14 protein-coding genes are annotated in these 25,273 nt (G+C 60.8%); 11 read left to right on the forward strand and 3 right to left on the reverse strand.

Annotation, left to right across the window (positions count from 1 at the left end; all coding sequences use genetic code 11):
- Positions 1-15 precede the first annotated feature (15 nt).
- The gene (gene btsR, locus DARO_RS10805) at positions 16-729 is read right to left on the reverse strand and encodes a two-component system response regulator BtsR (protein WP_011287838.1); all 714 of its coding nucleotides are present in this window, start codon (positions 727-729) and stop codon (positions 16-18) included.
- Positions 710-2,443 carry a LytS/YhcK type 5TM receptor domain-containing protein gene (locus tag DARO_RS10810; RefSeq protein WP_011287839.1) on the reverse strand — a complete coding sequence of 578 codons (1,734 nt, stop codon included), beginning with the start codon at positions 2,441-2,443 and terminating at the stop codon, positions 710-712. Before DARO_RS10810 ends, btsR begins: the two co-directional genes overlap by 20 nt.
- A 449-nt stretch (positions 2,444-2,892) precedes the next feature.
- Between DARO_RS10810 and DARO_RS10815 the strand changes: the two genes are divergently transcribed.
- The 10 genes from DARO_RS10815 (at position 2,893) to DARO_RS10860 (ending at position 16,352) form a co-directional block, all read left to right on the forward strand.
- Positions 2,893-4,707 (forward strand): carbon starvation CstA family protein, encoded by a 1,815-nt coding sequence (locus DARO_RS10815; RefSeq protein ID WP_011287840.1) that lies wholly within the window; start codon positions 2,893-2,895, stop codon positions 4,705-4,707.
- 109 nt (positions 4,708-4,816) lie between these two features.
- Entirely contained in the window at positions 4,817-7,072 is a 2,256-nt protein-coding gene (gene pflB, locus DARO_RS10820) for a formate C-acetyltransferase (protein ID WP_011287841.1), read from the forward strand.
- Positions 7,059-7,853: a pyruvate formate-lyase-activating protein gene (gene pflA, locus DARO_RS10825; protein ID WP_011287842.1), complete on the forward strand. Its 795-nt coding sequence runs from the start codon at positions 7,059-7,061 to the stop codon at positions 7,851-7,853. The genes pflB and pflA overlap by 14 nt, the downstream gene beginning before the upstream one ends.
- Positions 7,854-7,905: 52 nt before the next feature.
- Entirely contained in the window at positions 7,906-9,387 is a 1,482-nt protein-coding gene (locus DARO_RS10830; protein WP_011287843.1) for a bifunctional enoyl-CoA hydratase/phosphate acetyltransferase, read from the forward strand.
- 10 nt (positions 9,388-9,397) lie between these two features.
- Positions 9,398-10,609, forward strand: a complete 1,212-nt coding sequence (locus tag DARO_RS10835; protein WP_011287844.1) for an acetate/propionate family kinase — start codon at positions 9,398-9,400, stop codon at positions 10,607-10,609.
- A gap of 81 nt (positions 10,610-10,690) precedes the next feature.
- On the forward strand, positions 10,691-11,641 hold the full coding sequence (locus DARO_RS10840; protein WP_011287845.1) for a formate/nitrite transporter family protein: 951 nt from the start codon (positions 10,691-10,693) through the stop codon (positions 11,639-11,641).
- Positions 11,642-11,880: 239 nt separating this feature from the next.
- Positions 11,881-12,660: a DUF3348 domain-containing protein gene (locus tag DARO_RS10845; RefSeq protein WP_497462960.1), complete on the forward strand. Its 780-nt coding sequence runs from the start codon at positions 11,881-11,883 to the stop codon at positions 12,658-12,660.
- On the forward strand, positions 12,657-15,014 hold the full coding sequence (locus DARO_RS10850) for a DUF802 domain-containing protein (protein WP_011287847.1): 2,358 nt from the start codon (positions 12,657-12,659) through the stop codon (positions 15,012-15,014). The genes DARO_RS10845 and DARO_RS10850 overlap by 4 nt, the downstream gene beginning before the upstream one ends.
- Positions 15,015-15,016: 2 nt before the next feature.
- Complete coding sequence (locus tag DARO_RS10855; protein ID WP_011287848.1) at positions 15,017-15,661, forward strand: OmpA family protein; 645 nt, start codon at positions 15,017-15,019, stop codon at positions 15,659-15,661.
- Entirely contained in the window at positions 15,654-16,352 is a 699-nt protein-coding gene (locus DARO_RS10860) for a DUF2894 domain-containing protein (RefSeq protein ID WP_011287849.1), read from the forward strand. Before DARO_RS10855 ends, DARO_RS10860 begins: the two co-directional genes overlap by 8 nt.
- Before the next feature lie 182 nt (positions 16,353-16,534).
- Here DARO_RS10860 and DARO_RS10865 read toward each other — a convergent pair whose 3' ends face one another.
- Complete coding sequence (locus DARO_RS10865) at positions 16,535-18,577, reverse strand: response regulator (RefSeq protein WP_011287850.1); 2,043 nt, start codon at positions 18,575-18,577, stop codon at positions 16,535-16,537.
- 449 nt (positions 18,578-19,026) lie between these two features.
- Here DARO_RS10865 and DARO_RS21730 point away from each other — a divergent pair, with 449 nt between their 5' ends.
- The gene (locus DARO_RS21730; RefSeq protein WP_011287851.1) at positions 19,027-25,266 is read left to right on the forward strand and encodes a two-partner secretion domain-containing protein; all 6,240 of its coding nucleotides are present in this window, start codon (positions 19,027-19,029) and stop codon (positions 25,264-25,266) included.
- Positions 25,267-25,273 lie beyond the last annotated feature (7 nt).

A 25,273-nucleotide genomic window follows, 5' to 3' on the forward strand; every position in this document is an offset into this window, starting at 1 on the left:
GCGCCAAAGGGGCGCTCAGGATAAACCGAGGTGCTCTTTGAGTTCGCCAAACAGGCGCCGGCTGACTGGTAGCCGACGACCACCGTGGGTGACGATCTCGGCGCCACCGATATCCTGAAAGACGATTTCCTGGATCTGCTCCGGATTGACCAGGTACTGCCGGTGGCAACGCAATAGCGGTGTCTTTTCTTCCAGCGTGCGCAGGGTCAATTCGGTGAAATGCTCGGCACCATCCTGAGTCACGACGTACACCCCCGTCGTATTGGAATAGGCATATTCGACGCTATCGACCTTGACCAGTTGCACCCGTTGATGACCCGGACAGGGAATCTGCTTGAGCGGCGCCGCGGCCTTGAACAAAGCCTCATTTGGCGCCCGGTCGCGGCGCAGGCGCTGCAGCGTGATCTCCAGCCGCGCTGGATCGATCGGCTTGAGCAGGTAATCGAAGGCATCCTGATCGAAGGCCTGCAAGGCGTATTCGTTGTACGCAGTGAGAAAAACGACACGCGGCATCTTTTCCGGATCGAGCATGCTCAACAGCTCCAGGCCGCTGACGCGCGGCATCTGGATATCCAGAAACACCACTTCCGGATGCAGCCGGTTGATTGCCGAGAGCCCGTCGATGGCGTTGGCGCATTCGCCGAGGATGACAATATCCGGCTCCTTGGCCAGGACGCGGGCGATTTCCTCGCGGGCCGGGGTTTCGTCGTCAATGATCAATACGTTCAAGGCTTGCTCCTTGGATGGGCCGACAGTCGCTGGGCGGGATCGGCAAGCGGAGGGTCACTCGCGTGCAAACTTCGGGTTCACATTCGATTTCCATACCGTAACGCGAGCCATAGCGATTGACGATACGACGACGAACCAGATTGACGCCGAGTCCGCCGCTGTCGGTCGATGGCACATAGAGGCCGGCATTGTCTTCGACGCAGAGCAGCAGATCATCGCCCTCTTCCCGTGCCGAAATACGCACCCGGCCAACGCCCAGCAGTTGCGAGGTGCCGTGTTTGATCGCATTTTCGACCACCGGTTGCAATGAAAATGCCGGCATGCGGACATGCTTGAGATGGTCCGGAATGTCGAACTCGACCTCCAGCTTGTCGAGGAAGCGGGCCTGTTCGATTTCCAGATACGCCGCGACGTGGGCGACTTCTTCGCTAAGGGCGGCCTCCTCGCTCGGCCGCTTGAGGTTCTTGCGGAAGAAGGTCGACAGATTGAGCACCAGATGACAGGCCTTTTCCGGATCGCGCCGGATGACGGCCGATAGCGTGTTCAGCGCATTGAACAGAAAGTGCGGATTGACCTGGGCATGCAACAGCTTGATTTCCGATTGCGCCAGCATTTCGCGCTGGCGCATGTAGCGGCCGGCCAGGATCTGATTGGAGAGCAACCGGGCGATGCCTTCGCCCAGCGTCCGGTTGATGGTCGAGAACAGACGGCTGCGCGGTTCGTAGAGCTTGATGGTACCGATCACCCGCCCATCTTCGCCGACCAGCGGGATGATCAGCGAGGCGGCGAGCGGGCATTTCGGGTTGATCGAGCAGCGATAGGCGATTTCATTGCCGTCGGCGTAAACCACCTCGTTACGCTCGATTGCCTGGCGGGTCAGCACAGAACTGATCGGCGTTCCCGGGATATGGTGGTCGGCGCCGATGCCGATGAAGGCCAGCAGGTGTTCGGTATCGGTAATGGCCACGGCGCCGACACCGGTTTCCTCATACAGCACCTGCGCCACCTGGGCACTGGTATCGATGTTGAAGCCATCGCGCAAGACCCCCTCGACCCGGGCGGCGATGGCCAGGGCCTTGGTCGAGAACACCGTCGATTGCCGTTCGTACAACTGCCGGCGATCGAGCAGAATGCGCATGAACAGTCCGGCCCCCAGGGCGTTGGCGAGGCACATCGGGACGGCGATCTGTTCGACCAGGTGGAAAGCCACCGAGAAAGGTTTGACCAGCAACAACAGCGTCAGCATCTGGGCGATTTCTGCCACGAAGGTGACCAGCGCCACCGGTAGCGGCTGAAAAATGGCACCAACCTTGCCCTGCTGCATCATGTGACGGTGGAACATGCCGCCGATCAGGCCTTCGATGATGGTCGAGATCATGCAGGCCTGGGCCGAAATACCGCCCAGCGAATAGCGATGCAGCCCGCCGGTGAAACCGACCGCCAGGCCAACCGACGGGCCGCCCAGGATACCGCCGAGCACGGCGCCGATGGCACGCGTGTTGGCAATCGAATCGTCGATCTTCAGGCCGAGGTAGGTGCCCATGATGCAGAACAGCGAGAACACCACGTAGCAGGTCGCCCGGTGTGGCAGGCGAATGGTGACGTGCATCAGCGGGATGAAGATGCGGGTCCGGCTGAGCAGATACGCAATCACCAGATAAACGCAAGTCTGCTGCAGCAGGGTCAGACTGAGCGTAATTGATTCGAAGAACATGGGACTTGCCTCTGTTGCACCGCGCGCGGCGGCGACGTTTCCCCAATAGTGGCAGCTAGACTGCCGGGCAGCAACCAGCGGCACTGGAAAAACCGTGGCGGACCGAGATTTCAAACCGTGCAAAGCGGCTGAATATAACCACTTGCCCACGCTCGGCGACCGTTCGCCCCTTCCTGGCGACCGTTGGCGGAAAAACGTCGCCCGAAATGCAGGAAATACCCAAAAAAGTCCACAGATCGGCAGTTGCCAGCTAGTTACCGGCTGGAAAACAGGTGTTTTGGCCAACAAATTCGATCTGTTTCCCAGATCCCCCAACCGCTGACCCCGGCCAATCCGCCGCTCGGGGGCAACCGGCAACCGCTCCCGGGAAAGCCGGGAACCTCTGCTTGCCGACTCCTAATATTCACCGTGTAGAACATTCCATTCAACACTACCTGGAGGGACGAAAAATGGATCAAGCCATCTACTTCGTAGTCTTGACAGTCTGCATTCTGGCCCTGGCATATCGCTTCTACGGGATATTCTTCGTGCGCAAAGTACTGGCTGCCGATGACAAGGAAATCACCCCGTCGCACGAGCTCGAGGACGGCAAGAACTACGTGCCGACCAAGAAATGGGTCAATGCCGGCCAGCACTTCGCCGCCATTGCCGCCGCCGGCCCGCTGGTCGGTCCGGTCCTCGCCGCCCAGTTCGGTTACCTGCCAGGCTTCCTCTGGCTGCTGATCGGCGCCGTGGTCGGCGGCGCGGTACACGACACCGTCGTGCTCTTCGCCTCGATGAAGCACCAGGGCAAGTCGCTCTCCGAAGTCGCCAAGGCCGAACTCGGCCCGGTCGCCGGCTGGAGTACCGGTCTCGCCATGCTGTTCATCATCACCATCACCATGGCCGGCCTCTCCATCGTGGTTGTCCATGCGCTGGAACGCAATGCCTGGGGTACCTTCGCCGTCTTCATGACGGTGCCGATTGCCATCGCCCTGGGTCTTTATGAACGCTATGTCGGTTCGTCCAAGTGGGCCACCTATGTCGGCGTTGCCGCCGTGATGGCCTCGGTGGCCGCCGGCCCGCACCTGCAGGGCACCCTGCTCGGCGACTGGCTGACGCTGCACAAGACCACTGTCTGCTGGATCCTGCCGATCTACGCCTTCTTCGCGACGGCGCTGCCGGTGTGGATGCTGCTGACCCCCCGTGGTTACCTGTCCAGCTTCATGAAGGTTGGCGTCTTCCTGGCCCTGATCGTCGGCGTCGTCGTCATCAACCCGACCATCCAGTTCCCTGCCCTGACCGAGTTCATCAACGGCGGCGGCCCCATCCTCAAGGGTTCGGTCTGGCCGTTCATCTCGATCACCATCGCCTGCGGTGCCATCTCCGGTTTCCATGCCTTCATCGGTTCCGGCACGACGCCCAAGCTGGTCGATAAGTGGAGCGACATCCAGCCGGTTGCCTTCGGCGCCATGCTGGCCGAATGCCTGGTTGCGGTGATGGCCCTGATTGCCGCCACCTCGCTGCACCCGGCCGACTACTTCGCCATCAACTCGACACCGGAAGTCTTCAAGACCCTGGGCATGCAAGTCGTCGATCTGCCGCAACTGAGCGAAGCCATGGGCATCGACCTCTACGGTCGAACCGGTGGTGCCGTGACGTTGGCCGTCGGCATGACCTACATCTTCACCAAGATCTCCTGGTTCAGCCACCTGGCCGCCTACTTCTTCCAGTTCGTGATCATGTTCGAAGCGGTCTTCATCCTGACGGCAGTCGATTCCGGCACCCGTGTCTCGCGCTACCTGATCCAGGATCTACTCGGCGACTTCTTCCCGTTCATGAAGCGCCTGGACTCCCTGCCCGCCGCCATCATCGCCAGCATCATCGCCTGCGTCCTGTGGGGTTACCTGCTGCTCTCCGGTGACATCGGTTCGGTCTGGGCCCTGTTCGGTGTCTCCAACCAGCTGATGGCCTCCATCGGCCTGATGATCGGCGCCACCATCGTGCTCCGTCTGTCCAGCAAGCGTGCCTACATCCTGACCTGCCTGATCCCGCTCGCTTACCTGTTCGTCACGGTGAATTACGCCGGCTACTGGATGATCTCCAACGTCTATCTGAATAGCGCCGGCAAGGGCTACAACCTGTTCAACGCTGGTATCGCTTCGGTCATGCTGGTCCTCGGCTTCGTCATCATGGCCGCCTCGCTCAAGCGCTGGGCGGTGTTGTGGAAGGCCCGCGGCGAATCGAACAGCATCCCGTCAGCCCTGACTGTCAGTCCCGCCTGAGTAAGGCAGCAAGCGGCTACCCGCCGCTTCTCCGTGCAGTGACGGCGCCGGCCTACCCGGTCGGCGCCAATCGGAAACCACAAGAAATTCCAATCGCAAGGAGCAACACATGAACACCATGACCAAGATCACCAGCCGGGCCGATGCCTGGGAAGGTTTTGTCGGTAACGACTGGAAGACCTCCGTCGATGTCCGCGGCTTCATCCAGGCCAACTTCACCCCTTACGCCGGCAACAGCGCCTTTCTGCAGGGCCCGACCCAGCGTACCACTGCCCTCTGGGCCAAACTCGAAGTGTTGCTCAAGCAGGAACAGGCCAAGGGCGTTCTCGATGTTTCCGCCGACCGCCCCTCGACCATCACCGCCCACGACGCAGGCTATATCGATCGCGACAGTGAAATCATCGTCGGCCTGCAAACCGATGCGCCCCTGAAGCGCGCCATCATGCCGAACGGCGGCGTGCGCATGGTCGAAGGCGGCCTCAAGGCTTACGGTTTCAGGCTCGACCCGACCGTGGCCGAGATCTGGAGCAAGTATCGCAAGGATCACAACAGCGGCGTCTTCGACGTCTATTCGCCGGAAATCGCCAAGGCCCGCAAATCGGCCATCCTGACCGGCCTGCCCGATGCCTATGGGCGTGGCCGCATCATTGGTGACTATCGCCGTGTCGCCCTGTACGGCGTCGATGCGCTGCGCAAGTTCAAGAAAGCGGAATTCCATGAGCTGGATAGCGCCGAATTCACCGAAAGCGTCATCCGCCTGCGCGAGGAAGTCAGCGAACAATATCGCGCCCTCGACGAGCTGAAACAGATGGCCGCCAAGTATGGGTTCGACATCGGTCGCCCGGCGGCCAATGCCCAGGAAGCCGTGCAGTGGACCTACTTCGGCTACCTGGCGGCGATCAAGGAACAGAACGGTGCCGCCATGTCGATCGGCCGCATCTCGACCTTCCTCGACATCTACATGGAACGCGACATGGCCGCCGGCCTGATCGACGAAGCGCAGGCCCAGGAAATGATGGACGACCTGGTCATCAAGCTGCGCATCGTCCGCTTCCTGCGCACCCCGGAATACGACCAGCTGTTCTCGGGCGACCCGACCTGGGTCACCGAATCGATCGGCGGTGTCGGTGAGGATGGCCGGCCGCTCGTCACCAAGAACAGTTTCCGTATCCTGCACACCCTCAACAACCTGGGCCCCGCCCCGGAACCCAACCTGACGGTGCTGTGGTCCGAGAAATTACCCCAGGGCTTCAAGGATTTCTGCGCCAAGACCTCGATCGAGACCTGCTCCCTGCAATATGAAAACGACGACCTGATGCGCCCGCACTGGGGCGACGACTACGGTATCGCCTGCTGCGTCTCGGCCATGCGCATCGGCAAGCAGATGCAGTTCTTCGGGGCCCGGGCCAATCTGGCCAAAGCCATGCTCTACGCGATCAATGGCGGTCGCGACGAAATCAGCGGCGAGCAGGTCGGCCCGACCTTTGAGCCTATCGTCGGCGAGGTGCTGGATTACGACGAGGTCGTCGCCAGGTTCCTGCCCATGATGGAATGGCTGAGCGGCGTTTATATGAAGGCGCTGAACACCATCCACTTCATGCACGACAAATACGCCTACGAGCGCATTGAAATGGCGCTGCACGACCGCGACATCCTGCGCACCATGGCTTGCGGCATTGCTGGCCTGTCGGTGGTCGCCGATTCACTCTCCGCCATGCGTCACGCCAAAGTCCATGTCGTGCGCGACGAGCGTGGGCTGGCCAGCGACTTCCGCATCGAAGGCGACTACCCGTCCTATGGCAACAACGATGACCGCGTCGATTCGATTGCCACCTGGCTGGTCGAGACCTTCATGGGCTATCTGCGTCGCGAGCGGACCTATCGCGATGCCGTACCGACCATGTCGGTGCTGACCATTACATCCAACGTGGTTTATGGGAAGAAGACCGGCAACACGCCGGACGGTCGCAAGGCCGGCCAGCCTTTCGCGCCGGGCGCCAACCCGATGCACGGCCGGGATCACAAGGGGGCACTGGCCTCCATGGCCTCGGTCTGCAAGCTGCCCTACGGCTGCTCGCAGGACGGTATTTCCTACACCTTCACCATCGTGCCCAGTGCGCTTGGCCCGACGGAGAAGGAACGAGTGGGCAATCTGGCGACCATGCTCGATGGCTATTTCGCGAGCAACGGTCACCACGTCAATGTGAATGTCTTCGATCGTGAAACGCTGATGCACGCCATGGATCACCCGGAGTTGTACCCGCAACTCACCATCCGGGTATCAGGTTATGCGGTGAACTTCGTCAAGCTCACCCGCGAACAGCAGCTGGACGTGATCAGCCGCACCTTCCATGTCTCCCACTAATCAAACCCTGCATGGCTCGGCCGCTACCTCTTCGGGGGTAGTGGCGGCCAAGGCGACCCTGGAAGGCTGGGTACATTCCACGGAAACCTTTGGCACGGCCGATGGCCCGGGCATTCGCTACGTGCTCTTTCTGTCCGGTTGCCCGATGCGCTGTCTGTATTGCCACAACCCGGACACCTGGCATCGCCAGGACGGAACCTTAACCCCCGTTGAGGACGTGCTGGCCGATATTGCCGGCTACCGCGGTTTCATTCGCAGCCAGGGAGGCGTCACGCTGAGCGGTGGCGAACCGCTGGTCCAGCCCAAATTCTGCAAGGCCATCCTGCGCGGCTGCAAGGCCATGGGCCTGCACACGGCGCTGGACACCTCGGGCTACCTGGGATCGCTGGCCGATGCCGAATTGCTGGCCGACGTCGATTTGGTCCTGCTCGACATCAAGGCGGCCACCGGGCGCACCTATCGCAAGCTGACCGGCGCCGAGCTGAAACCGACGATCCAGTTTGCCGAGGATCTGGCGTCGCTGAACAAGGCCGTATGGCTGCGCTATGTCCTGGTTCCCGGGCTGACCGACAAGCTGGACGACATCAGGTCCCTGGCCCGGTTCGCCGCCCAATTGGGCAATGTCGAGCGGGTCGATGTCCTGCCCTTCCACAAGCTGGGCGAGCACAAATGGCGGGATCGCGGCCTGGATTATCGCCTGGAGCGCGTCCAGCCGCCCTCCGAAGCATTGATCGAACAAACCCGCGAGATATTTCGCGCCGCCGGGCTGTTGGCTCACTGAGCGTCACGAGCCGGCCGGTAACGAATGACCTATGAAGCATCTGGAGAATAGCGTGTTGACAGAACTTGCAACAAAAATTGGCCTGGTTACCGGCACGCCGGTAACGCCTGCCACCAATGAAGTCATCGCCGAAGGTTATGACAACGTCCCCTTCGACGAAATCAGGATTGGCCAGTCGGCCAGCATGTCGCGCCAATTGACCATGGATGACATCGAACTGTTCGCCACCGTTTCGGGCAACAGCAACCCGGTCCATCTCGATGAAAAATATGCCGCCAAGACGCGACATCACAAGATCATCGCCCACGGCATGTGGTCCGGAGCGCTGGTCTCGGGCGTCCTCGGCTCCAAGCTGCCTGGTTCAGGTACGGTTTACCTGGGGCAGGATCTGAATTTCCTGCACACCGTCGGCCTGGGCGACATCATTACAGCCACCGTCACGGTCATCGAAAAACACACTGAAAGCAAAGAAGTCATCCTCGACTGCGTCTGCGTCAATCAGGATGGCCAAGTCATCGTGACGGGTACCGCTAAGGTCGCGGCACCGACCCAGAAAGTGCATCAGGACACGCAGGACCTGCCGGAAGTGCAACTGATTCACCACGACCAGCATGATGCGCTGCTGCAGAAGTGCGCTGCGCTGGACCCGGTGCCGACCGCCGTGGTCTATCCGTGCAATGAGAGCGCCCTGCGCGGTGCTGTCGAAGCCGCCCAGGCCAACCTGATCGACCCGATCCTGGTCGGTCCGGCCGAGCTGATCCGGGAGATCGCCGCGACCTTCGCCATCGATATCTCGCCCTACCGTCTGGTCGATGCAGAATTCGGCCCGGATGCGGCCGAAGCAGCCGCGCAGTTGGCCCGTACCGGTGAGGTCGAGGCCTTGATGAAAGGCTCGCTGCATACCGATGAACTGATGGGCGCCGTGGTCCGCAAGGAAAACTGCCTGCGTACCAAGTCGCGGATCAGCCATGTCTTCGTGATGAACGTGCCGACTTACGAGCGCACGCTGATGATCACCGATGCCGCCATCAACATCGCCCCGACCCTGGAAGACAAGGTGCATATCGTTCAGAACGCCATCCACCTGGCCCATGCGCTCGGTGTCGAGAAACCGAACGTTGGCATCCTGTCTGCAGTTGAAAACATCAACCTGAAGATTCCCTCCACACTGGAAGCGGCCGTATTGTGCAAGATGGCCGATCGCGGCCAGATTACCGGTGGCGTGCTCGATGGCCCGCTCGCCTTCGACAACGCCATATCGGCCGAGGCAGCGAAGACCAAGGGGATCTGTTCGCCGGTTGCCGGCGTGGTCGACATCTTGCTCGTGCCCGATCTCGAATCCGGCAACATGCTGGCCAAGCAGCTTTCCTTCCTGGCCAATGCCGACGCGGCTGGCATCGTCCTCGGTGCCAAGGTGCCGATCATCCTGACCAGCCGGGCCGACAACCTGCGCAGCCGTCTGGCTTCCTGCGCCGTGGCTGCACTCCTGGCCGCCGCCAATCGCACAGCGCGCCATGCGCCCGTGATCAAGTGAGGAGCTCATCATGCATGCCAAACAGCCCGCCTACCTGGTTCTGAATGCCGGTTCGTCCAGCCTGAAATTTTCCGCCTTCCGCCAGCACTCGCAGACCGATGATCTGGAAACCCTCCTCTCGGGACAAATCTCCGGCATTGGCCGCGTTGCCAGGTTCCAGGCCAAGGGGGCCGACCATCGCCTGCTGGCCGACCATACGTGGAACGATGAAGATTCCGCCTGCCGCGATGCCCTGCTGCAATATGTGCTGAACTGGATACGCACGACCCTGGTGGACGACGAGATTGTCGCCGTCGGGCACCGCGTGGTCCATGGCGGACGCAACCTTGGCCGACCGATGCGGGTCGGTCCGAAGTTGCTGGAGGAACTCGATGGCCTGGTGCCCCTGGCGCCGCTCCATCAGCCGCACAACCTGGCCCCGATGCGCATTCTGGCCAGGAACTTCCCCGATCTGGATCAGGTGGCCTGCTTCGATACCGCCTTCCACAGCACCCAGCCCTGGCTGGCACGAACTTTCGCCCTGCCGCAGGAACTGACCGACGAGGGCGTCTGTAGCTACGGTTTTCATGGCCTGTCCTACGAGTATGTCACCAGCCAGTTGCTGGACAGCCGGCCGGATCTGGCGGAAGGCAACATCGTCATTTGCCACCTGGGCAACGGGTCCAGCCTGTGTGCCGTCAAGGGGGGGCGCAGCGTCGATACCTCGATGGGCTTCTCCGCCCTGGATGGCGTGCCGATGGGTACGCGGACAGGAAGCATCGATCCTGGCGTCATCCTTTACCTGATGCGCGAGAAGAAGATGGACCTCGAAGCCATCGAAGACCTGCTCTACAAGCAATCGGGCCTGCTGGGCGTCTCCGGCATCAGCAATGACATGAAGGTGCTCCAGGAATCGAAAGATCCCAACGCCCAAAAGGCGGTCGATCTGTTCTGTTTCCGGGTTGCCAAGGAGGTGGCCGCACTGGCCTCGTCGATGGGCGGGCTGGATGCCCTGGTCTTCACGGCGGGCATCGGCGAAAACTCGCCGGAAATCCGGGCCCTGATCGCCGAGCGCCTGGCATGGCTGGGCGTCAGGCTCAATCCCTGCGCCAACAGGGAGCGGGAATACTACATTGCCGCACCTGAATCCCGTGTGCCGGTCTTCGTCATTCCGACCAACGAAGAGATGATGATCGCCAAGCACACGATCAATGTCCTGGGCCAGATGATGGGTAACGCCTGAGTCGCCAACGTCGCTGATCACAGGGTTGCCGTGGTGGTGCATTGAATGGCACGACCACGGGCCCTTTCCGGATTTCCTTCCATGCTCAAGAAAATTGACTTCGGCCACGACGATCACCATGCCGATGGCGGCTTCAAAACCGCCCCGCATGCCGAATCGATCGCCGCACTGTCGCTCGACCCGCTGTTGCCCGATGCCGTTGCCCTGGCCGCCGAAGATGTCGGCGTCAAGAAAGCCAAGCAAAAGCTGTGGACCATCTTTTGTTTATCGATGCTCGGCGGCGCCTTCGTCGCACTGGGAGGACTATTTGCCACGGTGACCATCTCCGGCGCGGCGGGACATCTGCCCTATGGCGTGATGCGCCTGCTGATGGGCGCCACCTTCTCGCTGGGCTTGATGCTGGTGGTCATCGCCGGGGCACAACTGTTCACCAGCGATGCCCTGATGGTCATGGCCTGGGCCAGCGGCCGGCTGAAAACCGTCCGAATGTTGCGGGTATGGACAACCGTCTGGCTCGGCAACTTCGTCGGCGCCCTGGGCGTCGCTGCCCTGGTATTTCTGTCGGGGCAATACGCCTTTGGTCACGGAGAAGTCGGGGCCAGCGCGCTCTACCTGGCGTCGGCGAAAAGCAGCCTGGCGCCGGACAAGGCCTTCTTCCTCGGCATTCTGTGCAATGTCCTGGTTTGTTTGGCCGCCTGGGTAGCCATGGCGGCACGCAGCATCACCGACAAAATCCTGGCCATGTTCTTTCCGATTGCGGCCTTCGTCGCAGCCGGCTTCGAGCACTGCGTGGCCAACATGTATTTCATTCCCTACGGCCTGTTCATCAAGTGGTGGGCGCCGCAATCCTTCTGGGAAGACCTGGCCCACCTTCAGATCGCACCGGCAGACATACCGATTGATCAGTTTGTGATCAATCTGGCCGCAGTGACGCTGGGTAACTGGGTGGGTGGCGCATTGTTCGTCGGTGGCATTTACTGGCTGATCTACCGGAAGGATGACGGTGCAACGAAGGAGTGCATTGCGGACTGAATGCCCGGCCGATCGAAACGCCATGCAGCTGGCTGCGGTGCCGAGATAGCCGGCTAAACCCCATCGGCCACGCGGAGAAGATGGCCAAAATCGAAAGTATTCCGGCGACTACCGAAGGACCACAATCGCGCGCCAGGCAAGCGTACCCGGTGCGATCAGCGGAGTCCTGTTCGCACGAACGCTGACCGCGCCGCAAAGTTGTAGTAGCCTTGCGTCCCCTTTCGACGTCGAACCAGGTCATGAACATGTCGCGTGAATTGCAACGCGCCACCTTCAACCGCTCTGCCCTCGTCCGCGTCCTGTCCGACACGCTCCCGGAAGCCCCTGATCCGAAATACGATTTCGGCGAACGGCTCGGGCAGTGGCTGGACTTTTCGGATGCGCTGACGCTGTTTTCGGTCCTCAATACCGAGGCCGGCAAAGGCACGTCCACAGGCCAGGCAGACAGCGACCTGCCGGCTCAGTTGGCCCGACTCCGCCGCAACCTGAACGATTCCATCCACAACGACGGTGTTTTCAGCGCCAATACAGGCACCCCGGCGCGCATCCCGTTTCCGACGCCGCTGCCCAACGCCACACCGGAAAACGCCGCCGATTTTTCGCCCTACCACCGCTACTACCTCGCCCACCAGCGCGACATGAACGCCGCCATCACCGCCCTGCGCGCCAACGCCCGCAAGGCGCTAGCCGGTCAGTCGGCCGCTGGTCGGCAACTCGCCGAGCTCGACGCCGCCTTCGAGAAATTCCTGGCCGACCGCGAGCGAAACCTGCTGGCGAACATCCCCATCATGCTCGCCAAGCGCTTCAACCAGTACTACACCGAGCACCGCGCAGCCCTGCCCGAGGGCTGCACCGACGACCCTGCCACCTGGGCCCAGGCGGGCGGTTGGCTCGAGGCCTTCTGCCAGGATGCCCAGACCGTGCTGCTCACCGAACTCGAACTGCGCCTGAAGCCCGTCACCGGCCTGATCGCCGCACTGGGCTGCGCCAGCGAAACTACCGAAACGAAACCCCAATGAACCGCCAACTCAGTCTCTTCGCTTTCATCCTCGGCCTGCTTGCCGTTGTCTGGGTCGCCATCGGCTACATCGGCAGCCACACGTTGGCTTTTTCCGTCTCCTGCATCATCGCGATGGTCTATATCGCCGGCGCCCTCGAAATGCGGAGCTTCCACGCCAATACCGCCGCGCTGGCCAGGGCGCTCGGCAATATTCCGGACGACATCGGCCACCTCGGCGAATGGCTGCAACACGTGCCAGTCGCGTTGCAAAACGCCGTCCGGCTGCGCATCGAAGGCGAACGCGTTGCCTTGCCGGGGCCAAACATCACGCCCTATCTTGTCGGGTTGCTGGTCCTGCTCGGCATGCTCGGCACCTTCCTTGGCATGGTCGTCACGCTGAACGGCGCCGTGCTGGCGCTGGAAAGCACCACCGACCTGCAAACCATCCGCGCCGCGCTGGCCGCGCCGGTCAAGGGCCTCGGTGTCGCTTTCGGCACCTCCATCGCCGGCGTTGCCACCTCGGCCATGCTCGGCATGATCTCCGCCCTCTGCCGGCGTGAGCGCCTGCAGGTCGGACAGTTGCTCGACAGCAAGACAGCCAGCGTGTTGCGGGATTTTTCGCTCAACTACCAGCGCCAGGAAACCTTCAAGGCCCTGCAGGTGCAGGCCCAGGTACTGCCCGACCTGGTCGGCAAACTCGATACCTTGATGACCCAGATGGCCGAGCACAGTCGCCAGCTCGGCGACCAGCTGCAGGCCGGCCAGCAGCGATTCCATGACGAAGCCCGGGGGCTTTATGCCAACCTCGCCCAGTCCGTCGATCAATCGCTCAAGGCCAGCCTGAGGGACAGTGCAACGGTCGCGGCAGAAACCATACAACCGGTGGTCACTGCCACGATGACAGGCATTGCCAACGAAACGCGCGGCCTGCACGACAAGCTGTTCGGCACCATGGAAACCCAGCTCTCGGGCATCGCCGGCCAGTTCGCACAAACCGTCAGCACGGTCAGCGACACCTGGACACACGCGCTGAACTGCCACGAACAGGCCACCGACGCGCAGCACCAGCAACTGCAAGACGCGCTCACTACCTACGCCAACACGTTCGATCAACGTGCCGCTGCGCTGCTCGCCTCGGTCGACAGCACCCAGGCCAGACTGCAGACCGAAGCGGCGCAACAACACAGCTTGCTGGCCGAGACAACAGCCGCCAGTCAGCAGCAACTGGCCAGCACACTCGCCAGCCAGTTCGACGGCGTCACCACCCGCCTTGATCAGGCCGTGAGCCAGGTTGCCGACACCTTCAGCGAGCGCACCCGAAACCTGCTGGATGCCGTAGACAGCAGCCACACCACCTTCGCCCAGAGCATGCAGGCCCAGCAGGCCGCCCTGACCCAGCAGGTCGCCAGCCAGCTCGATGGCATTGCCGAGCGTTTCGATGGCACGGTGCAAACGGTTTCCGACACCTGGAACGGGGCGCTGGCCAAACACGAGCAAGCCAGTGAGCGCCTCACTCAGGCACTGGACCAGACCCAGCGCACGCTGGCCGAAACCTTCGTCGAGCGCACTGCTGCGCTGCTCGCCGACATGCGCGCCACTCAAGCTGCCTGGCAGAGCGAATGGTCGGCCGGCGAACAAGCACGCCAGGCCACCTTCACCGATACCCTGACCGCCATGTCCGCCAAGATGGAAGCCCAGTGGCAACAGGCCGGCCAGTCCACGCTGGCTCAGCAGGAGCAAATCACTCAAACGCTCGGTGCCACGGCCCGCGACCTCGTTGCAACCCACCAGCGCCAGGCCGAAACGACCATCGCCGAAGTCACCCGCCTGATGCAGACCGCGGCCGAAGCGCCCAAGGCGGCCGCCGAGGTCATCGGCCAACTGCGCCATGAGCTCTCCGCCAGCATGGCCCGCGACAACAGCCTGCTTGAAGAACGCAGCCGCATCATGGAAACGCTGGGCGCCCTGCTCGATGCCATCAACCACGCCTCGACCGAGCAGCGCAGCGCCATCGATGCGCTGGTCGCCTCGTCGGCCGAACTGCTCGAGCGCGTTGGCAACCAGTTTGCCGCCAAGGTTGAAGGCGAAGCCGGCAAGCTGGTCGACATCGGCGCCAGCATCACCGGCGGCGCCCTCGAAGTCGCCAGCCTGGGCGAGGCTTTCGGCCATGCCGTAAAGCTCTTCAGCGAATCCAACGACAAGATGATGATTGCGCTGCAGCGCATCGAAGGCGCGCTGGCCAAGTCGCTCACCCGCAGCGACGAGCAACTCGCCTACTACGTTGCCCAGGCGCGCGAAATCATCGACCTCAGCATCATGTCGCAGAAAAAAATGGTCGACGACCTGCAACGCGCAGCGGGTAGCGAGGCGTGAGCATGGAAGACATCGACGCCAGCGTCGAACACAGTACGCCCATCTGGGCCGTCTTCGGTGACCTAATGTCAGGCCTGCTCGGCGCCTTCGTGCTCATTCTGGTCGGCGTGCTCGGCGTCCAGCTCGAACTCGTCACCAGCCTCGAAAGCGAAATCCAGAAACGCCAGCAGGAAGAACAACGCCGCATGGCGCTCGAAAAGGCCCTCGCCGGCCCGCTCGCCTCCGGCCGCGTAACGCTGACCAACGGCAAGATCGGCATCAGCGGCAACGTCCTCTTCGCGCTCAACTCCGACCAGTTGCAGCCGGAAGGCAAACAACTGCTCAAGAGCCTATCCCAGCCCATCGCCGCCTACCTCGGCGCCAGCGAACAGATGCTGATGGTCAGCGGCTTTACCGATGACATGCCCGTGCGCGGCAGCAACCGCCAGTTCGCCGACAACTGGGAACTCTCCGCCCAGCGCGCGCTGACCGTCACCCGCACGCTGATCGACGACGGCGTGCCCGCCTCGTCCATCTTCGCCGCCGCCTTCGGCGCGCAGCAACCGGTCGCCGATAATGCCGCCGCCGAAGGCCGGGCCCGAAACCGCCGCGTCGAAATGGCGCCCGTGCCAAAAACCAGCCCGGCCGGCAAGGAAGGCAATGGCTGAAGCAACAGGCACTCCGGTCGATCTGCAAACCCGCCTCGACGGCCTTCGCGCCAGCGGTGCCGCCGAACAATATCCGGTGCGCTTCGCCTACATCGATGCGTTGGCACGCCGTGCCGCCACGCAGCCCGAGCCGATTCGCCAGCCGCTGCTCATCAAGCTCAACGCCCTGGCCGATCAACTCGCTGCCCGACCGGCCGTTCCGCTGACTGAAATAACCACGAAAAACCCTGCCAGCCCGCTCACCGACCTGCTCGCCTATATCAGCCAGCACGCCCATGAGCAGCCCGAAACGGCGCAGTCCGCGACGGAGAATGCGTCGGCCAAGCGGAACTCATTGCGAAATTCACACACCGCTTCAACCAGCCCCACCCGTCAAACCCCTGAACTCAAGTCTGTCGCCTACTTCCGCAACACCTGGTCGAAGCTCAGCACCGAGCAACACCTCACGCAAACCCTTGCCCAAGCCCCGGAAAACGCCGGCCCCATGAATTCCCAGCACCTCGTACTGCGCAGCCTGCAAGTCATGCGCGACATCGCGCCTGACTATCTGCAAGGATTCATGTCCTACATCGATACGCTGATCTGGCTGGACTACGCTGACCCGACAAAGCCGGCGACCGGCCGTTCATCGAGTGGCGAGGGAGAGAAAAAGAAGGCGCGGACGACAAAACGTAGCGCGACAAATCGGTAATAGAACGTCGGCCACCGGTCTATGGCTCCCCCATGCCGATGGCAAAGGAAGGCTTTTGGCCATAACGGGCATTGGCTGGACGCTGCTAATCAGGCAGCCATTCACTGCTTTCCTGACGTTCAGTAACGAGTGGGCAAGGACGACAAAATATTGGCGGGCAGCGCTCAAACGAACACCTGTACCTATTTTGACAGCCATTTCCAGATGATCTCGAATAGAACATCCGGATCAACGGGTTTGGAGACAAAATCATTCATCCCTGCAGCCAGACATTTGCGGCGGTCATCAGAAAACGCATTTGCCGTCAGCGCAATGATGGGCGTATGGAGATCCGGGCGCTTTTCGCGGATACAGTGGGCAGCGGCAATGCCGTCCAAAACCGGCATCTGTACGTCCATCAGGATAAGGTCATAAGGAGAAGGCGTTGATAGCGCCATTTCAACCGCCTGTTGGCCGTTGTCCGCCACGTGGACAACCAGCGAAGCATCTTCGAGCAATTCGCGGGCGATCATTTGATTGATTGGTTCATCCTCAACCAGCAGAATGCGGCAACCGGCTTTGTGTTCCCGAAGCAAGGCTTCGCAAGGACGTTTTTTTTCTTTCAGATATTGAAATTGGCTTCCCTGTGTTGTCAGAAGCTGGCTGACAATTTCACGCAGGCCAGCCAAGCTGGCTGGTTTCTGCAAAACTGCCGCATATCCGACTGACTTGGCTTCGTCGACAATGCTTTGAATACCAGCGGCAGTGACCAGAACGCAATGCGGCTGGTATCGCAAGGGCAAGGCTCGGATTTTCGCAATGACTTCCAGGCCATTCAAGTCGGGCATGTGAAGGTCAATAAAGGCAATCCCAAACGGATGCAGTTCGCGGTCGGCAATCTGCACAGCGGTTAAAGCTTCTTGACCGGACATCACCGCTATCGGGTTGAGGCCGATGCGTTTGAGCAATTGAGAGTGGACCGCCTGCGTTAACGGCAAGTCGTCTACCACCAAAGTGGATACGCCTACCGCTTCCGGGACAATGAACTCCGGGCCGGCTGCATTGACTTTCCCGAGTCTGGCGGTAATCCAGAATACGCTGCCGACGCCAGGCGTGCTGCGTACCCCGACATCGCCTTTCATCATTTTCGCCGCATGCTTGGCAATCGCCAGTCCCAATCCCGTTCCGCCATAGTTGCGGGTGGTTGATTGATCCGCCTGTTCAAACGCCTCAAAGATTTTTTCTTGTGCGTCAGGCGAAATGCCGATGCCGGTGTCTTCGACTTCGAATCGGACAACCATATCTGTTGCCGTTTCGGCCTCTATCCGGCCGCGCAAGGTAATCGACCCCTGCACGGTAAATTTGACTGCATTGCCAAGAAAATTGATCAGGACCTGGCTCAGTCGGGTGGGGTCGCCATGCAGGACAGTCGGCAGCGTTCTGATATCGACGATGAGTTCCAGTCCCTTGGCCTGGGCGCGCAGTGCGATGACGCTGCTGACCCGCCGGATCATGCCTTCCAGCTCAAAATCCAGTTCGTCCAGGGCGGCATTGCCGGACTCGATTTTTGAGATATCGAGAATATCGTTGATGACCGATAACAAATGGTCAGCAGACGCAGAAACCTGGGCGAGCTTTTCAAGCTGTGCGGGCGTCGTGATCTCTTTGCGCAACAAATGCGTCAGTCCGACGATCGCATTCATCGGCGTACGAATTTCATGGCTCATGTTGGCGAGAAAAATCGACTTTGCCTGCGACGCCGATATTGCCCGTTCACGCTCCTTCAATGATTCTTCCGTGCGCCTTCGGACCTCGTCTTCAAGGTGGCTCCGGTAACGGTGCAGCTCAACCTGCATCGAGTGCGTTTCGGTGACATCACGCCCGACCCCCCGATAGCCACGAAATTCCCCCTGTTCGTCAAAGAACGGGACGCCGCTGATGCTGAACCAATAGGCCACGCCATTCGGCGCTAAGGCGCAGTATTCAAAATCCCGAAAAGCTTCTCGCGCATTCAAGGCGGCCAAGTACTTCTCCCAGTCTCCGGGAGGATTGTTAGTGAGTTGCGTGGCCAGTTCCCTGCGGCTTTTCCCCATCAAGTAGTCAATAGGGACGCCGACTTTAGACTCAATATCATCGGACAGATAGGTAAACCGGTGATCAGTATCCGTTTCCCAAAACCAGTCAGCAGAACTGCGAGAAAAATCATGCAATCGTTCGTTCGAAAGGTCGTTTTCCGCATTGCTCATTGCAGGGAATGCCTCGTCAAAGTGTTGTGGCGATGAGGGTTTCACAAATCAGATTCAGCGATTCTAATGATTTTTACAATAAAAATAGATATGAATTATTTGCAACTACTCTTAAGTACCAAACAACACTGCGCAGACTGAGAAAAAAGCGTAAGACTGGCTTCTGACAACGAAACAGCCCACATGATTCCCTTTGCTATCTGTCTTTCCAGAGGCAGATTTTTTGCATTCGCGTGATAGAAAACATCGAAGTGGAAGCTGCATGCCACGATCAACACGCCACACTATTTGCCAAAAATAACAATATCAATTAATGTGACGACAAGCTAACTATTTTTGTGTTTTTGGAATACAGGTGTTTTTGGGGCTTGCCAAGGTAGATCGGTCGGTCCAACTCAAATTGAGGGCACCTCGTTACACCGACGCCGACTGTTCTGGAGGGATAACAGGTGAATCGCACATATCGCGTTGTCTGGAATCACGTGAAAAACACGTGGCAAGCCGTGGCTGAATGCGCTCGAGGTCGAGGCAAAACCAAGTCGGAAAAACTCATGACGGTTGCGGTTGCTGCTGGCTTGTCGCTGCTCGGCGCGGATCAAGCGCTTGCTGCCGGAACCTTACCGACAGGCGGCAACGTAGTGGCTGGCACTGGCAGCATTAGCCAGAGCGGCAACGCGATGACGATCAACCAGTCCTCCAGCAAGCTGGCAATCGACTGGCAAAGCTTTTCCGTTGGGCAAGGCTACCAGGTCAATTTCGTTCAGCCCGGCGCGAATGCCGTGGCGCTGAACCGCGTGCTTGGATCCGATGTTTCGGTCATTCAAGGGTCGATCAAAGCAAACGGACAGGTATTTTTGATTAACCCGAACGGGGTGCTTTTTTCCCCGACGGCCCAAGTGAATGTCGGCAGCCTGCTGGCATCGACCTTGAACATGAGTACCGCCGATTTCATGGCCGGCAACTACAAGCTATCGGGTACGAGCAGCAATGCCGTTGTAAATCAGGGCAACATTACTGCCGTGGGAGACGGCGGCAAGGGTGGCAGCATCGCGCTGATCGCCGCCAAGGTGAGTAACGAAGGCAATCTGGCAGCCACCGGCGGCAACGTGTTGATGGCAGCGGCCAGCAGCGTGACGCTTGATCTCGGCGGCCCGGTCAAGCTTCAGGTCAATCAGGGAACACTGGATGCGCTGGTGGAAAATGGCGGCGCCATTCAGGCGGACGGGGGATTCATTTACCTTACCGCCAAGGCGGTCAATGAACTGACCAGCGCTACCGTCAATAACACCGGAACGGTCCGGGCCCAGACCCTGGCGACAGGCGAAAAAGGCGAGATCCGGCTGATCGGGGATATGAGCCACGGCACGCTCAACGTTGGCGGCACGCTGGATGCGAGCGCACCGCGCGGAGGCGATGGCGGCTTCATCGAAACCAGCGCGATGACCGTCAACATGGCAGACGGTTTGGCCGTCACCACCCTGGCGCCTTATGGCAAGACAGGAACCCTGCTGGTCGATCCGAACAACTACACGGTCGCGGCAAGCGGTGGCAACGCAACCGGCGCTTCGTTCACCAGCCTGATCAACAGCAACAACGTAACGATTTCAACGGCGAGCTATGGCACGGCCGGCGGCAGCGGCGACATCTTCATTAACGACAACATCACCAAAACCGCGGCTGCCGGCACCACTTCGCTGACCTTCCTGGCAGAGCGCAACATTGAGGTCAATGCTTCGATCACCTCCATCGGCGCACCGCTCAATATCGAACTGAGCGCCGCCAACAATGCGTCCGGAACCTTGGGCGGCGTGCAGATCGTCAGTGGCAAGACGCTGAACTCAAACGGCGGCAATATCCTCATCGGCGGTGCCGGCGGTAGCGTGGCGGGCGCCCAGACGCTTTCCCACGGCATCGGCTATGCCCTGAACTACTCCGCGAGTCAGGAGGCTGTATCCATCGGCTCCAGCGCCAATATCCTCTCCCGTGGTGGTGACATCACGATTAACGGTTATTCCAATCAACCGGTTGCCGGTAACAGCGACACGACCGGCGTGCACGTCGGCGCCAGTGCAGTGATCGACAGCGGTTATTACGCGCCATCGGCAACCACGGCGTCGTACGGTGGCTATATCAACATCTCCGGCAAGTATGTTGGCGGTGTCGGCGGCAATTCCAACAAGGTCTTTGGCGTAAAGATTGACAACCCGAGCGGCGGCGGTGGGCAAACGACCATCTCCGCCTCCACGACTACCGGCGCCATTCGTATTGAAGGTAGCAGCACCTACGACACACCGGGGACTTACGCACTGAACATGGCGACCAACGGTCTGGCCGGTAACATTTATTTCAACGCCTATTCTGTCGCCGACCTGATTTTCATCTTGAACGGTGGCCTCACGGGTGCCACCTTCACGTACAGCCCGCCAACCTCCGGTTGTCGTACCGGCTATCCAAATTGCGGCATGCTGTTTGTCAGCGGCGCCAACAATTCCTACCTTTACGCCACTTACAACGCCGTCAATATGTCGACGCTGCCGGTCTACGTATCGGCCACACTGACGGGCACAAAAGCCTATGACGGCACACTGGCAGCAACCAATCTGGGGTTCAGCAACATCAGTATCCTGGATCCCAACACGTCCGGTTACTCAAGTGCCAACGTTACTTCGGCCTCTTATGTCACGCCTGGCGCCAACGTTGGTGCCTATTCCAATCTGTCGGCCAGTTCGCTGTCGCGCAATTACACGGCTAACGGAAACACCTACGTCGTGGGCTACAACTTCACGGTTTCACCCAGCTACACCATTACCCCGGCCACGGCCACGCTGAGCGCCGTCAAAACCTACAACGGTGATGCCAGCTTCAGCAGCGCTCAGATCACCGCATCCGGCGTCAATGGGGAAACGCTTGCGCTCACCGGTAGCGGCCCTGCCACGGCAAATTCATCTCAGGTGACGGACAACACAACCAACTTCCTGACTGCCCTGGGCGGCCTGACCCTCGCCAACGGTGCTTCCGGTACAGCCGGCCTGGCCAGCAACTACGTCCTGCCGTCGCTATCGGCACGGAGCACCCAGAACACCGCGACGATCAATCCGTTTGGCGTGACGGTTATCGGCGTTGGCGGCAGCAAGAATTACGATGGCACGGCGACCTTCAGCGCCAGCCAACTCAACCTCGGCGCCGGCGTAGCCGGTGGCGACAGCGTCGCGCTGGCCGGCAGTGCCGACGTAGCGAGCAAGAACGTCGGCACCTATACCCAATGGACTTCGTCGAGCCTGTCGCTGACCGGCACCCAGGCATCCAACTACACGCTGACGGGCGGCGCCGTATCGGCCCTCATCAACCCCGCACCGTTGGGTGTGGCAGTCAATGCTGTTTATAACGGCACCAATGCCTTCGTGAGCACCGGCGGTGCCACGAATGCCAGCGCCGGAACGATTGGCACCGGCGGCACGCTTGCAGTCACAGGTTTGGTTGGTAGCGAAAGGCTCACCGGCGTGACCGTTTCCGACGCCAACGTCGATGTGGTGACCGGTAACAAGTACGTCACCGGCACCGTCGGCAGCAATGGCTTCCTGGCTAGCAACTACGCCTTGTACAACGCAGGCACCCCGACTTACAACGTCAGTACGGTTGGCAACGCGATCACGACCAGCAACAACACGGTCAGCATCACCCCGGCACCGTTGGGAATTGCCGCGGCGCCCACTTACAACGGTTCGACCGGCTTTACCGCCTCCTCCGGCGTTCCGGATAACGGTACCGGCAGCCTGACCACTGGCGGCAACGTTACCGCCGCCGGTCTGGTCAATGGGCAAACCCTGGGCGGCTTCACGCTCGACAACGCCAACGTCGTGGGCGCCACCAAGGTGACGGGGGTTACGCTCAATGGCGGCATCGACGCCCGCAACTACGTTCTGAACGGCGCCACGTTCGGCAGTGCCTCGTCGGTCGTTGCCGGCGGCGCAACCGACGGCTCGGCCGCCACCAACGTGGTTGCGCTCGCCGCGGCGCCACTGGGCGTTGCCATCGGCGGCACCTACAACGGCACCACCAGCATCGCCCCGACCTCGTTCAGCCCCTACGGCCTGCTCGGTAGCGACACCATCACCGCGCTGACCAGTGCCACAATCAACAGCCCTAACGTCTATGCCAACGGCAGCAATTTCGTCAAATCAATCGTGGTCGGCAGCGGCAGCACCGATATCCGCAACTACGCGATCAACCAGACTTACAACGCCACGCTGGATATCAACGGCAACGCCAGCAGCACCACAACCAGCGTTGCCACGCTGGTCCGCGCCCCGCTGGGCGTTGCTGTAGCCGGCACCTACAACGGCACGAGCACGGTATCGACGGCTGACGGCGCGACGATCACGGGCTATGGCCTGGTCGGTCAAGACTCAGACAGCAGCCTGAACACGGCGACGCTGGATTCGAAGAACGTCGCCAGTGCCAGCAAGGTTGTCTCGCTGAGCGGCACCGGCACCTTCGATCTGCGCAACTACGTGCTCGACGGTTCAGTGAATACGACGCCGGCCACGGCCGGTAGTGCGCTGGATGGCTCCGGGGCGACCAATACCGCCGCCCTGGCCAGGGCCGCCTTGGGCGTGGCCATCAATGGCACGTACAACGGCACGACCAGCTTTACTTCGAGCAACGCCACGATCACGACCAACGGTCTGGTCGGCGGCGACACGCTGACCGGCGTGACGGTGCATGACGCCAATGTCTTCAGCAACGGCGGCAACTACATCACCGCCCTGACAGGTGGCACGGCCAGCCTGGCGAACTACATTCTCAGCGGTACTACCAACACGACCACCAGCGGCGCGACCATCTCCACGGCACATAACAATGCCACGCTGGTCCGTGCCCCGCTGGGCGTTGCTGTAGCCGGCACCTACAACGGCACGAGCACGGTGTCGACGGCTGACGGCGCGACGATCACTGGCTATGGCCTGGTCGGGCAGGATGCGAGCATCAGCCTGAACACGGCGACGCTGGATTCGAAGAACGTGGCCAGTGCCAGCAAGGTTGCCTCGCTGAGCGGCACCGGCACCTTCGATCTGCGCAACTACGTGCTCGACGGTTCGGTGAATACGACGCCGGCCACGGCCGGTAGTGCGCTGGATGGCTCCGGTGCGACCAATACCGCGACCCTGGCCAGGGCCACCCTGGGCGTAGCCGTCAATGGCACGTACAACGGCACGACCAGCTTTACTTCGAGCAACGCCACGATCACGACCAACGGTCTGGTCGGCGGTGACACGTTGACCAGCGTGACGGTGCATGACGCCAATGTCTTCAGCAACGGCAGCAACTACATCACTGCATTGACGGGGGGCACGGCCAGCCTGGCGAACTACACTCTCAGCGGTAATACCAACACGACCACCAGCGGCGCGACCATCTCCACGGCGCACAACAATGCCACGCTGGTCCGCGCCCCGCTGGGCGTGGCAGTGAGCGGCACCTACAACGGCACGAGCACGGTATCGACGGCTGATGGCGCAACGATCACGGGCTATGGCCTGGTCGGTCAAGACTCAGGCATCAGCCTGAACACGGCGACGCTGGATTCGAAGAACGTCGCCAGTGCCAGCAAGGTTGTTTCGCTGACCGGCACCGGCACCTTCGATCTGCGCAACTACGTGCTCGACGGTTCGGTGAACACGACGCCGGCCACGGCCGGTAACGCGCTGGATGGCTCCGGTGCGACCAATACCGCGACGCTTGCTCGCCGAGCAATCACCGTTGCCGCAGACGACCAGCAGAAATTCGTCGGCGACACCGATCCCGGGCTGACGTACCAAATCGCCAGCGGCTCATTGGCCGCCGGTGACAGCCTTGCCGGCAGCCTCGCCAGGGCCTCCGGCGAAAGTCTGGGGCAATACGCCATTCACGCAGGATTGAACAACAGCAATTATGCGATCACCGCGGTTGACGGCAAGCTGGACATCCTGGCTCGTAACGAGCCCCCCCCGCCGCCTAACCCGATCATTGTGCCCGCGTTCATTGACAACGGTTCGTCGGCCCTGAGCGCAGCGGTCAGACCGGCGAGTTTTGGCGGCCTCAGCTACGTTCCTGTCGGCGGCGGGCAAAGCGCTGGATCCGTCGCGCAAAGCGGTGCCAGTGGCGATCAGGCGCAGGCAGGACGTTCTTCTCTTAACTTTGTCGGCAATACCTCGACAGAGGTTGCTGGCAATGGCGCTGGCGTTCAGCCGAACAATCCAGCAGCGGGTGGTAGTGAGCAAACCACTGGCATTCGTTCTGCACTGTCCGACGTGACGAACAATTCGGCTGACACCAACCTTGCCGCAGCTAATGGCACATCAAGCAACGCCGGTGGAGATGCAACAAGCAATCGTACCGGCAGCGGCACTAGCAGCCAGGCTGGCAACTCGGGCGAAGAGCGACGCCTGGCCGCAGAAGGCAACGGAGAGCAGCCAACCGGATCGCGCTCGACCTTGAATTTCGTGGGTGACGATTCGGCCGAAGGCAAACTAGCCGCCGATCGCACCGGCAATCCCCCAGCAGAGGCTGGCAAGCGCAAGGCGGCTCAGGAACTCAACGTAAACAACGTGACAGTACCCAGCTCTTCCGGTCCGCTCGATGTATTCGTTGTGGATAGCGGCATCAACATTGCTCGCACGGTAACGCTCGATTTGCTGAACAATCGTTAGGAATAGG

This window comes from Dechloromonas aromatica RCB (assembly GCF_000012425.1).

What these genes read in the sequence shown, in the direction of transcription:
- pflA (WP_011287842.1), top strand. Translation starts at nt 7,059, where the DNA reads ATGTCTCCCACTAATCAAACCCTGCATGGCTCGGCCGCTACCTCTTCG.
- DARO_RS10815 (WP_011287840.1), top strand. Translation starts at nt 2,893, where the DNA reads ATGGATCAAGCCATCTACTTCGTAGTCTTGACAGTCTGCATTCTGGCC.
- DARO_RS10865 (WP_011287850.1), bottom strand. Translation starts at nt 18,577, where the DNA reads ATGAGCAATGCGGAAAACGACCTTTCGAACGAACGATTGCATGATTTT.
- DARO_RS10835 (WP_011287844.1), top strand. Translation starts at nt 9,398, where the DNA reads ATGCATGCCAAACAGCCCGCCTACCTGGTTCTGAATGCCGGTTCGTCC.
- DARO_RS10840 (WP_011287845.1), top strand. Translation starts at nt 10,691, where the DNA reads ATGCTCAAGAAAATTGACTTCGGCCACGACGATCACCATGCCGATGGC.
- DARO_RS10850 (WP_011287847.1), top strand. Translation starts at nt 12,657, where the DNA reads ATGAACCGCCAACTCAGTCTCTTCGCTTTCATCCTCGGCCTGCTTGCC.
- pflB (WP_011287841.1), top strand. Translation starts at nt 4,817, where the DNA reads ATGAACACCATGACCAAGATCACCAGCCGGGCCGATGCCTGGGAAGGT.
- DARO_RS10845 (WP_497462960.1), top strand. Translation starts at nt 11,881, where the DNA reads ATGAACATGTCGCGTGAATTGCAACGCGCCACCTTCAACCGCTCTGCC.
- DARO_RS10860 (WP_011287849.1), top strand. Translation starts at nt 15,654, where the DNA reads ATGGCTGAAGCAACAGGCACTCCGGTCGATCTGCAAACCCGCCTCGAC.
- DARO_RS10810 (WP_011287839.1), bottom strand. Translation starts at nt 2,443, where the DNA reads ATGTTCTTCGAATCAATTACGCTCAGTCTGACCCTGCTGCAGCAGACT.
- DARO_RS10855 (WP_011287848.1), top strand. Translation starts at nt 15,017, where the DNA reads ATGGAAGACATCGACGCCAGCGTCGAACACAGTACGCCCATCTGGGCC.